Annotated in this window: 9 protein-coding genes; all 9 read left to right on the top strand. The window is 55.4% G+C overall.

Annotated elements, in window-relative coordinates:
* The first annotated feature begins 8 nt into the window (after nt 1-8).
* Entirely contained in the window at nt 9-2282 is a 2274-nt protein-coding gene (locus KO088_RS01245) for a GH92 family glycosyl hydrolase (RefSeq protein ID WP_215493012.1), read from the top strand.
* 415 nt (nt 2283-2697) lie between these two features.
* A complete protein-coding gene (locus tag KO088_RS01240) occupies nt 2698-4029 on the top strand; it encodes an alpha-L-fucosidase (RefSeq protein WP_215493011.1) in 1332 nt (443 codons plus the stop codon).
* Nucleotides 4030-4036: 7 nt separating this feature from the next.
* The gene (locus KO088_RS01235; protein WP_215493010.1) at nt 4037-4789 is read left to right on the top strand and encodes a copper homeostasis protein CutC; all 753 of its coding nucleotides are present in this window, start codon (nt 4037-4039) and stop codon (nt 4787-4789) included.
* Nucleotides 4790-4838: 49 nt separating this feature from the next.
* Complete coding sequence (locus KO088_RS01230; RefSeq protein WP_215493009.1) at nt 4839-7574, top strand: transglutaminase domain-containing protein; 2736 nt, start codon at nt 4839-4841, stop codon at nt 7572-7574.
* Between the two features lie 120 nt (nt 7575-7694).
* Entirely contained in the window at nt 7695-9068 is a 1374-nt protein-coding gene (locus tag KO088_RS01225) for an MATE family efflux transporter (RefSeq protein ID WP_215493007.1), read from the top strand.
* A gap of 298 nt (nt 9069-9366) precedes the next feature.
* Nucleotides 9367-10842, top strand: a complete 1476-nt coding sequence (gene cysS, locus KO088_RS01220; protein WP_215493005.1) for a cysteine--tRNA ligase — start codon at nt 9367-9369, stop codon at nt 10840-10842.
* 6 nt (nt 10843-10848) lie between these two features.
* Complete coding sequence (locus KO088_RS01215) at nt 10849-11838, top strand: glycosyltransferase (protein WP_215493003.1); 990 nt, start codon at nt 10849-10851, stop codon at nt 11836-11838.
* A complete protein-coding gene (locus tag KO088_RS01210) occupies nt 11831-12745 on the top strand; it encodes a DUF5106 domain-containing protein (protein ID WP_215493001.1) in 915 nt (304 codons plus the stop codon). The genes KO088_RS01215 and KO088_RS01210 overlap by 8 nt, the downstream gene beginning before the upstream one ends.
* Nucleotides 12735-13403 (top strand): MarR family winged helix-turn-helix transcriptional regulator, encoded by a 669-nt coding sequence (locus KO088_RS01205; protein WP_251419706.1) that lies wholly within the window; start codon nt 12735-12737, stop codon nt 13401-13403. The genes KO088_RS01210 and KO088_RS01205 overlap by 11 nt, the downstream gene beginning before the upstream one ends.
* Nucleotides 13404-13410: the final 7 nt, after the last annotated feature.

The following is a 13410-nucleotide window of genomic DNA, read 5'->3' as shown; positions in this document are numbered from 1 at the left end:
TATCCTTGATGAAATTACTCCGACACCTTCCACTTAGCCTGCTTCTCGGCTGTTGCCTCTCCCTCCAGGCGAGCAATACCAGCCCCACGAGCTATGTCGATCTGGTCAATCCCCTCGTCGGTACTCAAAGCACCTTCGACCTTAGCTCGGGCAACACCTACCCCGTCATCTCCCGTCCTTGGGGGATGAATAGCTGGACGCCCCAGACGGGGAAGATGGGAGATGGCTGGCAGTACAGCTATCAGGCGACCAAGCTACGCGGGCTCAAGCAGACACACCAGCCTAGTCCATGGATCAACGACTACGGGCAGTTCTCCCTACTACCGATGACGGGGAAAGCTCCTGTCTTTGACGAGGAGAAGCGAGCCTCATGGTTCAGCCACAAGGCGGAGGAGGCTCGTCCCTATTCCTATGAGGTCTATCTGGCTGACTACGACACACGCGTCCGCATGGCTCCGAGTGAGTGTGCCGCTGTCTTTGAGGTCGAGTTCTCCCGTATGGCACGACCCGAGGAGCGCTGGATCGTGGTAGATGCCTTTGACTCAGGCTCCGAGATTCAGCAGCTGGACCGCTATACCATAGCTGGTATCAGCCGTAAGAATAGTGGCGGAGTGCCTAAGGGCTTTGCGAACTACTTCATCGTGCGGTTCACCGAGCCTATCCAGCGTCTCGTGCGTGAGGAGCGCAAAGGCAAAGGCGGACGACACACCCTTGTTGCTGTAAATCTCGCCGGCGAGAAGGTAAGCTCACCAACGACCTTCTATGTTGCCTCCTCGTTCATCAGCCGTGAGCAAGCCGAGCTTAACCTAAGAGAAGTAGCCTCTCGGAGCTACCAGCAAGTCCGCGAGGAAGGCAAAGCTGAGTGGGAGAAGCAGCTGAGTCGTATAGCTGTCACCGATAGCCCAGATCGGATGAGCACCTTCTACAGCTGCCTCTATCGCTCACTCCTCTTCCCCCGACGCTTCTATGAGATTAATGGCGAGGGGGAGGTCGTCCACTACAGCCCATACAATGGGCAGATACTCCCTGGCTACCTCTATACCGACACAGGCTACTGGGATACCTTCCGAGCCCTTATGCCGCTAATCCACCTTGTCTACCCAGAGGAGGGAGCGAAGATGGCTGAGGGGATGATGAATGCCTACCGCGAGAGTGGCTTCTTCCCCGAATGGGCGAGCCCCGGACATCGAGACTGTATGGTCGGCAACAACTCCGCTTCGGTCATCGCAGATGCCTTCGTCAAGGGGCTGGGACGTATTGATCCGAAGGAGCTCACCACAGCGCTACTCCACGGTGCCAACAACGAACATCCAAGCATCCGCTCCACCGGACGCCTCGGGTATAAGAACTACAACAAACTTGGCTATGTACCTTCCGATGCAGGGATCAATGAGCATGCCGCCCGAAGCCTTGAGTATGCCTACGACGACTGGTGTATCCTCCAGGCCCTTCAGAAGGCAGGAGCCTCAGCTGACCAACAGCAGCTCTATGCCGAGCGAGCGATGAACTACCGCAAGCTCTACGACCCCAGCATCGGCTGGATGCGCGGGCGCCGGCAGGATGGCTCCTTCCAGTCTCCCTTCTCCGTATTCAAATGGGGAGATGCCTTCACTGAAGGCAATTCACTCCACTACAGCTGGTCCGTCTTCCATGACGTGCAGGGGCTCATTGATCTCATGGGCGGAGATAAGGCTTTCACTCGCAAGCTCGACAGCATTTTCACCCTCCCTCCCATCTTCGACGACAGCTACTATGGCTTCGTCATCCACGAGATCCGTGAGATGCAGATCATGGATATGGGTAACTACGCCCACGGTAACCAGCCCATACAGCACATGATCTACCTCTACGACTATGCAGGGGAGCCCTCCAAGACGCAGTACTGGGTGCGCGAAGTCATGCGACGCCTCTACTCTGACCGCCCCGACGGCTATTGCGGAGACGAAGACAATGGGCAGACCTCGGCATGGTATGTCTTCTCTGCTCTGGGCTTCTATCCCGTGACACCAGCACTCGGGCAGTATGCTATCGGCACGCCTTACTTCCGAGAGGTCCGCCTATCCATGCCCGAGGGGAAGAGCTTCGTCATCCGTGCCTCCGATCCCAGCGTCCCCTACATCCAGTCAGCACAGCTCAATGGCAAGCCTTGGGAGAAGACCTATATCGACTATGAGACGCTACGACGTGGAGGCTCGATGACCTTCACCCTCAGGGCTAAAGCTACCTCATGGGGTACACACGCCTCCGCTCGCCCCTACTCTTTCTCGCGAGCGAAGAAGTAGTTTCCTCCATACCATCCACTTAAATTAGCCCCCCACAGCAGGTTAGTCCATCAACTAACCCACCGTGGGGGGCGATCATATACAGCTCCTTAGAAATAGTTCTATGAGATGCTTGCTGCGACCAGTACTGGTCGGTGAGTGAACCAGTACTGATCACCTATATGAAGTAGTACTGGTCACCGCTCTGACCAGTACTGGTCAAATCGTCAACCAGTACTGGTCAATTTTCTTGCCCATATCAGTAGATCCTACTGACCCCATACGATCCCCTTACCGATCCTACTCAAAGGACGATTTTATCGACCTCGAAAGAAGCCCTTGAATTCAGGCGCTTTTTCTCGGCAGTATGCGCCGAATTGAGTATCTTTGGTACGTCTGTAGACAATACACATATTTGACGAACTAAAACATCAGAATGAAGAGCCTATTAACTACTACACGTGTGGCCGCTTTGGCCCTTGGCTTAGCCGTATCCTCACCCCTTATCTCCCATGCGCAAAAGAACTATAAGCCTACTAAGGAGAACCTCGCTGCACGCGAGAAATTCCGCGATCGTGGCTTCGGGATCTTCCTACACTGGGGGCTCTATAGCATCTTCGGTCAGGGCGAGTGGTATATGACCAATGCCAATCTCAATCGTGATGAGTATTCCAAGGTCGCAGGAGCCTTCTACCCCGCACAGTTTGATGCCGCTAAGTGGGTCGCTGCTATCAAGGCCTCTGGTGCAGGCTATCTGACGATCACTTCCCGTCACCACGAAGGCTTCTCTATGTGGGACACCAAGCAGAGCGACTACAATATCATCAAGTCAACGCCCTTCAAGCGAGACATCCTCGCTGAGCTCCGCGACGAGTGTCGTAAGCAGGGGCTGGGCTTCCACATCTATTACTCCCTCCTTGACTGGCACCGCGATGACTACTACCCCCTCGGGCGCACAGGCCAGGGTACGGGTCGCACCAAGCACGGGAAGTGGAAGACGTATGACACCTTTATGAACGCCCAGCTCGCCGAACTCGTCCGCGACTACAATGCCGAAGCTATTTGGTTCGATGGTGAATGGGACCAGGATATCAACCCAGACTTCCAGTGGAACTTCGATAAGATGTACGCTGGGATCCACAAGCTCAACCCCGCCTGCCTTATCGGGAATAACCACCACGGTGAAGTACACCCAGGCGAAGACTTCCAGATGTTTGAGCGTGATGTCCCCGGTGCCAACACCGCTGGGCTCTCCGGTCAGGCTATCAGTAAGCTCCCCATCGAGACCTGCCAGACGATGAATGGTATGTGGGGCTACAAGATCATCGACCAGACCTACAAGTCTGATACGACCCTCATTCGTCTGCTCGTCCAGACCGCAGGTCGCAATGCGAACCTCCTCCTCAACATCGGCCCCGAAGCTACGGGTGCTCTACCTGCTACGGCTATCGACCGCCTCGAGAAGATCGGGAAGTGGATGAAGACCTACGGCAAGACCGTCAAGGATGGTGTACGCGAAGGCATCATTCCTCCGCAGGAATGGGGGGTATCGACCCAGAAGGGTAAGACCGTCTACCTGCATATCCTCGACTGGAAGAGCCGTATGCTCTCACTGCCCTTGACCGAGAAGGTGAAGAGCGTGGTAGCCTACGATACCCGTCGCCCCATCCCCTTCCAGCAGACAAAGCTCGGGCTGACGCTCTCCTTCGACAAGGCTCCATCAGAAGCCAATGCTATTGACTATATCGTAGAGGTCACCCTCCACTAAGACAATAATGAGTACCTATCGGATAGAGAACTGCGCAGGGAGTGCCGAGAGCGCTCGCCGAGCTGAGCTGGGCGGAGCCTATCGAGTCGAGCTCTGCGCTGGTCTCCCCGAGGGGGGTACGACCCCCTCCTATGGTGAGATCCTCACCGCACGCCGAGCTATCAATATCAAGCTCAACGTCATCATCCGCCCACGCAGCGGGGACTTCCTCTATACTCCCATTGAGGTAGAGGCCATGCTTGCCGACATTCGCATGGCTCGCGAGCTGGGCGCTGACGGCATCGTCGTCGGCTGTCTTACAGCTGACGGAGCCGTAGACAAGCCCCTCCTTCGTCGCTTTGTAGAGGCCGCAGAAGGCCTCCCCGTGACCTTCCATCGTGCCATTGACGTCTGTCAGGACCGCGCCCAGGCACTGGAGGACATCATCGAAGCTGGTTGCGCCCGCGTACTGACCTCAGGAGGTGCCGCCTCAGCACCAGAGGGAGCAGACGCCATCGCCGCCCTCGTCAAGCAGGCTGCAGATCGCATCATCATCATGCCTGGAGCTGGTGTCACCCCAGAGAATGTAGCAGACCTTGCTCGTAAGACAGGTGCTCGAGAGTTCCACTTCTCAGGCCGAACTGCCGAGCCAAGTCCCATGCGCTACCGTCATGAGGGCGTCTCAATGGGAGGCACTGTGACCATCGACGAATATGCCTACCTCTTCACTGACCCCAAAAAGATACGTCAGGCTGTAGAGGCCCTACAAGCACTCGAGTAAGCCTACTCGATACTCATCCGCACGACGTACAGATACTATACACATCCGCATGAATTCACGAATCATCACCCTTTCCCTTGCCCTCGGGCTCCTCGGTGGGATCACTGAGCTCAGTGCTCTCCCTCAGAAGCCGACCCGCAAGGTACAGACCAGCCGCCCCACAGCCTCTAAGCTCCAGCAGGATTTCCTTGCCAAGCAGAAGGCCTTCCCCAAGGGTGACTTCTTCCGAATCTTCAAGCAACAGATGACTCCCGAGGAGCGTGACGCTATGACCTTCCTCTATGCGTACATGCCTACGAATGACCTCATCGATAGAGATGGGGACTTCTACCTTGAGAATGTCCGCGCCTCACTACGCGCTCGAAAGGAACTCCCTTGGGGGAAGTCCATCCCTGAGCGTGAGTGGAAGCACTTCGTCCTCCCGATCCGTGTCAATAATGAGGCGCTTGACGCCTCACGCATGGTATTCTTTGACGCTCTGAAGGATCGCGTCAAGGGACTCTCCCTACATGATGCTGTACTCGAGGTCAACCGCTGGTGCCACGAGCACGTCGTCTATACGCCAAGTGATTCCCGCACCTCCTCTCCGCTGGCTACCATACGCTCTGCCTATGGACGCTGTGGCGAAGAGTCCACGCTCTTGGTCGCAGCTCTGCGTGCAGTCGGTATCCCCGCTCGCCAGGTCTATACCCCTCGCTGGGCACACACCGATGACAACCATGCTTGGGTAGAAGCTTGGGTAGATGGCAAGTGGCTCTTCCTCGGAGCCTGCGAGCCTGAGCCTGTGCTCAATCTCGCATGGTTCAACGCTCCCGTTTCCCGAGCCATGCTCGTCCACACGAAGGCTTTTGGCCGCTATGACGGACCAGAGGAAGTTATCGGGAATACTCCTACCTACACCGAGATCAATGTCATTGACAACTATGCTCATGTAGGCAAGGTCAGTGTGCAGGTCACCGATGCTACGGGTCGCCCCCTCGCTGGTGTCCCCGTCTCCTTCCGCGTGTACAACTATGGGGAGTTCTATACCGTAGCTACCAAGGTCAGTGATGCCGCTGGTCGTGTCTCACTCACTGCAGGACAAGGAGATATGCTCGTCTATGCCAGCAAGCCCGAGGGGACAAGCTATCGCTTCGGCATGCAGAAGGTCACCTTCGGCACTGACAAGCAGGTACGCCTCCAGCTGAAGTATCGCCCGGGAGATCGTATCAATGAAGACCTCCTCATCACACCTCCACGTGAGGATGCAAAGTACCCCAACGTCACTGAGGCCCAGCGTGCTGAGAACAATCGTCGCATGGCTGTCGAGGACTCTATCCGCGGGCAGTACGTGGCCTCCTTCGTCGGGAAGCAGCTCGAGGGTCTCGATGCTCGTGGCAATTGGAAGACCTTACACGAATTCGTCGAGGGCTCTAAGGATCAAGAGCAGGCCAAGGCTCTCCTCCGAGTCATCTCCGCTAAGGACCGCCGTGACATTCCTCTCGAAGTGCTACGCGACCATCTGGATAACACGAAACCCCTCCCCCAGTTTGCAGCGAACAAGGAGCTTGCTATGAGCTACATCTACAATCCTCGTGTAGCCAACGAGCCCTTAGTTCCCTATAAGAAATACTTTGCCGAAGCAGTTCCACAAGAGCTGCAGAGCAAGTTCCGCTCCTCCCTCGAAGCCCTACGCCAGTGGTGCGTCGCTACCATCCAGATAGATAATAGCTACAACCCACTGACCTACCCAATTGAGCCTATCGGGGTGTGGAAGAGTCAGAAAGCTGATACCCACTCTCGTAATATCTTCTTCGTCTCGCTGGCACGTGCCATGGGCTGGCCTGCACAGATCGACGGGGTGACGGGTAAGGTACAGGTCTATGAGAAGGATGGCTGGCACGATGTCATCCTCGACAAGGGACTCCCCCAGACAGCTGCTAAGCAGGGAACACTTCGCCTGAGCTATAAGGACAATGGTATCATCGACAATCCAAAGTACTATTACCAGTTCACTATCTCCAAGTTCGACGACAAGGGGCAGACTCGCCTACTTGCCTATGACGAAGGTGACAACGGGCTGGAGCAAGGGACCTCGTGGGCTAAGACCTTCAAGGATGGCGCTCCTATGGATGCAGGGCATTACCTGCTTGTCACGGGCTCACGTCTGGCGAGCGGTAGCGTCCTGGTGAATATGCGCACCTTCGATATCAAGGCAGGGCAGACGACCGATGAGGAGCTCCTTATGCGTCGCGACACCACGGCTGTAGCAGTCCTCGGTAGCTTCAATGCTGAGAACCTCTATACCTACTATGGTGAAGCTAAGGATCTGACGAAGACCGAGCAGTTCGTAGCCCCCACTGGTAAGGAACAGTCCATCCTCACGACGACAGGCCGTGGCTACTATATCCTCGGTGTCCTCGGAGCAGGCGAAGAGCCTACGAACCATGCGCTTAAGGACATCATCGCAGAGCGTGAAGTCTTCGAGCACTGGGGCCGTAACCTTGTACTCCTCTTCAAGGACAAGACGAGCCAGAGCCGCTACCGTCCAGAGGACTTCGCAGGTCTTCCCAAGGGCACAGTCTTCGGTCTTGATGACAAGGGTACGATCCTCTCCGAGCTCGTCACGAATATGAAGCTCCGTGCTGGTAACCTCCCCGTCTTCGTCATCGCTGACACCTTCAACCGCGTGGTCTTCGTTTCGCAGGGCTACACCATCGGTTTGGGTCGCCAGATCCGTCAGGTCATCACCGCCCTCGAGAAGGAGCAGTGCACCGCTCCCACGCAGACCTGCACTGCCCCATAAGCAAGCGCTTATAAAGCATCGTCAAGAGGCCCCCTCCCAGCTCTGGGAGGGGGCCTCTTGTCCATCTATCCAGGGAGCAAGCCGAGAGAGTATCGTATCTTTGTCCCACAAAAGATGCAGATGACTCCTATCAAACGACTTCGTAGCTACCTACATGAGCAGTCTCACACGCTACGCCAACTCCTCCATATCGGTACGCCTATCATCCTTGGGCAATTGGGCATTATCTCGGTGAATTTCGCTGACACCATCATGGTCGGCAAGTATAGCACCGATGCTCTGGCAGCCGCCTCCTTCGTCAATAATATCTTCGCCCTCTTCTTTGTCCTCGGACTGGGCTTCAGCTATGGGCTTACTCCCTTGGTAGCGAAGGCACATACCCGTGGTGATCAGCTTAGGCTCGGACGACTTCTTCGCCATAGCACCCTACTGAATCTGCTCATTGCCTTCGGCCTTACCCTACTACTTGTCGGAGTATATACCTTCCTGGAGCTCTTCCGTGTACCCTCCGACCTACTGCCACTCATCCGGCCGTACTTCATCCTACAGATGGTCTCTTTCGGCGTGTACATGGCATCAGCAGCGCTGAAGCAGTTCTTCGATGGTATTGGACGCACGCAGGTCCCCATGTGGATTATCCTTAGCTCCAACCTACTCAATGTCATCGGGAACTATCTCTTGATCTTCGGCAAATGGGGATGCCCTGAGCTTGGGCTTTATGGTGCTGGACTCTCCACACTCCTCTCGCGCATCTATATGCTTGTGGCTCTCACACTCGTGCTGCGCTATAGCCACTCATTTAAAGTCATCAGCCGAGCCACCTTTGAGCGCAGCATCTTCCCTGCCTATTTCGTCCGCCTCTTCCGTCTGGGGACACCTATCAGCATACAGACGGGGGTAGAGACTGCAGCCTGGACCTTTGCCATTATTATCGTCACCCCATTGGGTGAGCATCCTCTGGCTGTCCATCAGATCCTATGCACACTCACTGCACTGGGCTTCTTGGTGTACTATGGCATTGGGGCTGCAGCGACTATCCTCGTGAGCAGTGCCCATAGCAAGGGAGATCGTAAACAAGTGCGACATACCGTGGGAATAGCCCTCATCTTAGCTGAGGCTGTGGCACTACTCGTCCTCGTAGGACTTATCCTAGGACGAAATTACCTCGGCTATATATTTAGTGATGACCCAAGTATCATCGCGATGGCAGCACTGGCCATACTCCCTATGGCACTATACCAACCGGCAGACGCCCTTCAGGTCATCTATAGCAATGCCCTCCGCGGGATGGAGGACGTGAAGCAGATGGCCCTCTATGCCTGTGGGGTACACCTCATCATAGCGCCAGCTCTCTGTCTACTCTTCGGCTTTGGGCTTGGACTGGAAGGAGGAGGCATCCAGCTCACTGCTGTTTGGTCTGCCTTCCCTGTGAGCCTACTGCTCTTGGGGTTCCTTCTCAAGCGACGCTTTGACCGCATCTCTATACCAAGGTGAGCTCCATACCCATTGAGGGGATGATAGCAACCTATATTGGTCGACGGGTGAACCTATATAGGTCGTGAAAACAACCAATATAGGTCGCGAAGCTGACCTATATTGGTTCACCCGTCGACCAGTATAGGTTCATACCACTATCCGGCCGAGGCACTTGTCCCTCCCCCTCTGTAGAGAAAGATCAAGCAGCTGAACAAAGTCTACCTTCATTCGGGTGTAGAAGCCCTATACAAAGGCGATCAAAGGGCGGGGAAGCCAGCAAGAACTATTATCTTTGTGGCAAATAATCATATACGAGATGCAGCATCCGCTATCTATCTATAATACGCTCCACCGACGCAAAGAAGCCTTCGTCCCTGCGCAGGCTCCTCACGTGGGGCTCTATGTCTGTGGGCCTACCGTCTATGGGGATGCCCACCTCGGGCATGCCCGCCCTGCGATTACCTTCGATATTCTCTTCCGCTACCTGAGCCACTTAGGCTACAAGGTGCGCTATGTACGCAACATCACAGACGTCGGGCATCTTGAGCACGACGCAGATGAGGGAGAGGACAAGATCGCTAAGAAGGCACGCCTCGAGCAGCTTGAGCCCATGGAAGTGGTGCAGTACTACCTGACCCGCTACCATCATGCGATGGAGCGCCTTGGAGTACTTTCTCCAAGCATTGAGCCTATGGCCTCAGGGCACATCATTGAGCAGATTGCCTTGACCCAGCAGATTCTTGATGCAGGCTTTGCTTATGAGAGCAATGGGTCAGTCTACTTCGACGTAGAGAAGTATGACAAGAGCTTTAACTATGGTGAGCTGAGTGGACGCCGCATCGAAGATATGCTGAGCAATACGCGTGCTCTCGATGGTCAGGATGAGAAGCGTGGTCCACTGGACTTTGCCCTCTGGAAGAAGGCCCAACCTGAGCACATCATGCGCTGGCCCAGCCCTTGGGGCGAAGGCTTCCCAGGCTGGCATGCAGAGTGCACTGCTATGGGACGAAAGTATCTCGGCGAACAGTTTGACATCCATGGTGGTGGCATGGACTTGGTCTTCCCCCATCACGAGTGTGAGATCGCTCAAGCCAAGGCCTCTCAAGGCGGAGAATCCATGGTGCGCTACTGGATGCACAACAACATGATCACCATCAATGGGCAGAAGATGGGGAAGTCCCTCGGGAACTTCATTACACTGGATCAGTTCTTCACTGGCGAACACGACCAGCTGGAGCAGGCCTATTCGCCGATGACGATTCGCTTCTTCATCCTCAGCGCTCACTACCGCGGTACAGTAGACTTCAGCAACGAAGCTCTGAAGGCCGCAGAGAAGGGCTTGGCTCGTCTGCTTGACGCTGCCGCTTTACTCGACGGGCTACAGGCTGGAAGCACGACCTCCATCGAAGGAATCCAAGGTCTCTCAGAGCGCTGCCATGCGGCTCTGAACGACGACCTCAATACGCCGATTGCCATCGCTGAGCTCTTTGAGGCTGCGCGTGCTATCAACTCCATTCATCATAAGCAAGCCACGATCACAGCGGAGGATCTTGATGAGCTCCGTCGAGTATATCGCCTCTTCCTCTTCGACCTGCTGGGACTCCGTGACGAGCGCTTAGGCGAAGGAGGCGCAAGCGAAGCCTTCTCAGGCGCAGTAGACCTTCTCCTCTCTATAAGAGCTGAGGCCAAGAGCAACAAGGATTGGGCGACCTCTGACCGCATACGTGATGAACTGGCTGCCCTCGGATTCACTATTAAGGACACGAAGGAAGGTACCGAGTGGTCCCTCTAAGCCCTTATGCGATATAGCTTCGTCATCCCCGTATACAACCGTCCCGATGAGGTGCGGGAGCTACTGGAGAGCCTGACCCATCAGGAGCTCTTCGACTTCGAGATAGTCATTATCGAGGACGGCAGCTCCGTGAGTTCGGAAGCCATCGTCGAGAGCTATCGTGGGAGCTTCCCAGCTCTACGCTATATCGCTGTACCCAATGGAGGTCCCTCACGAGCCCGTAACCTCGGAGCTCGTGAAGCCACAGGCGAGTACCTTATTATCCTCGACTCGGATGTCGTCCTACCCCCAGGCTATCTCAGTGCAGTAGATGACTACCTGGAGAAACATCCCGTGGATGCCTTCGGCGGGCCTGATGCTGCATCGGACGACTTTACCACGGTGCAGAAGGCTATCAACTATGCGATGACCTCTCCCCTAACGACTGGGGGGATCCGTGGTGGGAGTGCTGACGGGATGGAGAAGTTCAAGCCACGTAGCTTCAACCTCGGTTGCCGTCGCTCTGTATACTTGCAGCTTGGAGGATTCAATGAAGTGATGCGCTTCGGTGAGGACATTGACTTCAGCCTTCGCCTCATCGAGGGAGGGCATAGCACGGCACTCATCCAAGAAGCCTTCGTCTACCACAAGCGCAGAGTAGACTTCCGCAAGTTCTTCAAGCAGGTCCATAACTCAGGTATCGCACGTATCCACCTGGAGACGCGCCATCCTGGGAGCACACGATTAGTGCACCTTCTACCCGCCCTCTTCACCATTGCCTCCGTCATCGCGCTCTTCCTTTGGATCGGTCGGCTGGGGCTATTGGCTCTTGCCGTCATCTTCTTTATTGATGCGTATCATCGAGCCGGGCGATCTGTCGAAGTTGCCCTCCTCGCTGTACCCGCATGCTTCATCCAGCTTTGGGGCTATGGCTCAGGATTCCTTCGTGCTTGGTGGGGGAAGTACATCCTTCGCAGTAAGGAGTTCATTGCCTTCAAGGATAACTTCTATGAGTAAGGGCTGGGTTAGCTACATTCGTACCTATGGGATCGTAGTATTCCTACCTTTGACCTTGGGCGCTTGCCGTCCAAAGGTAGCGACCTCATCCCTCGGCGAAGTCTACCTACCCGACCATCTCACCTCCCCACGTGAGCGTCTCGGCTACCTCATCGACCACTACTGGGACAAGATGGAGGCACAGCCTGACACCTCGCAAGCGCTTATTACACGCCAAATAGAAGACTTCTGTGGTCTCCTACACGGAGCTCCCCTCGGGACTGCTCGCCGTAGTATCTCCCGTTCTCTAAACTTCCTCTCTGGAGAAGCTCTCCAAACAGCCCTCTCCACCTACCGCGCGCAGCTATATAATCCCGAGAGTCCTCACTACAACGAGGGGCTCTATAGCCTCGTCTTGTCGTGGGAAGAGTCCTCTATGAAGGTAGACTCAACTCAAAAGGTGGCGGCATACCTCCAGCGTATACGCCTTCAGCACAATGCTGTAGGTCGTACTGCCCAAGACTTCCTCTACCATACGAGCGACACTACGGGTACGGTGAGCCGACGTCTATCGCACTTCAACGCTCCCTATACCCTACTCGTCCTCTCCGTCGACTCAGATAAGAGAAATCAGCAATGGGCAGAAGCACTCCACCTGCACAAGGCTCTTTATCGCCTCGTGCAGGAGAGGAACCTACGCCCGTTGGTCGTCTATACGGGAGCTACACGCCCAGACTCAGCCCTTAGAAGTCTTTGGTCTGGGGCGACGCTGGGCTACGACTCCGCACAGCTCATCACAGCTCAGCGACGCTATGACTTGAGCCACGGTAGTGCGCTTTACCTCTTAGATGCGAAGAAGACCGTTCTTCTCCGTAACACCTCCATCCCCAAGATCGCCACTTACCTCCATGCCCGTGATGAAGAGTAAGCGACTACTAACGGAACTACTGGACTACATCGAGCTTTTCGAGCAGTCCTTCCCCAACGATGAGGAGCTCAGTATGAAGAGCTTCCTCATCTTTGTGCAGAGTATGCAAGAGGGAGCGGAAGCAAGCCCCACGTCTACGATGCGTCCAGCGAACATGGGGCAGCAGCGCGAGGTATCCATAGCTCGTCACTTAAGCCTTCTCCATCGCTACTCTAAGGGCTACATCAAGCGTGCGCTTATGGCCTCCGACCTCCTGCAGAGCGAAGAGGAATACTCCTATTTGGCAAGCCTTATGAGTGGCAAGCCCCAGACCAAGACCGAGCTGAATGCACTCAATGCGATGGAGAAGACCTCGGGTGCTGAGATCATCCGTCGCTTGGTAGCTAAGGGCCTGGCTGAAGAGCGCCCTGACGAGCGAGACCGACGCAGTGTACTCGTCACCATCACCCCACAGGGCCGAGCCGAACTGATGAAGGTATTCCCCCAGCTTCATACAGCTGCCCTCCTCCTATCAGCGCCTTTACAGGAGCAACAACAGGCTACCCTGGACTTCCTCCTCCATTATCTCTGCGGAGCTCTTTCGACACTGCCCCCCGCTAAGAGCGACAGTGATCTTGCCGAGCTTCTAAGGACACTACGTGGTGCCCCATCCCATTAGTATCATC

This window comes from Porphyromonas bobii (assembly GCF_943169685.1).
Classification (GTDB): domain Bacteria; phylum Bacteroidota; class Bacteroidia; order Bacteroidales; family Porphyromonadaceae; genus Porphyromonas; species Porphyromonas pasteri.
The sequence above is the reverse complement of the archived record's forward strand: the minus strand, read 5'-3'. Positions and strand labels throughout refer to the sequence as shown.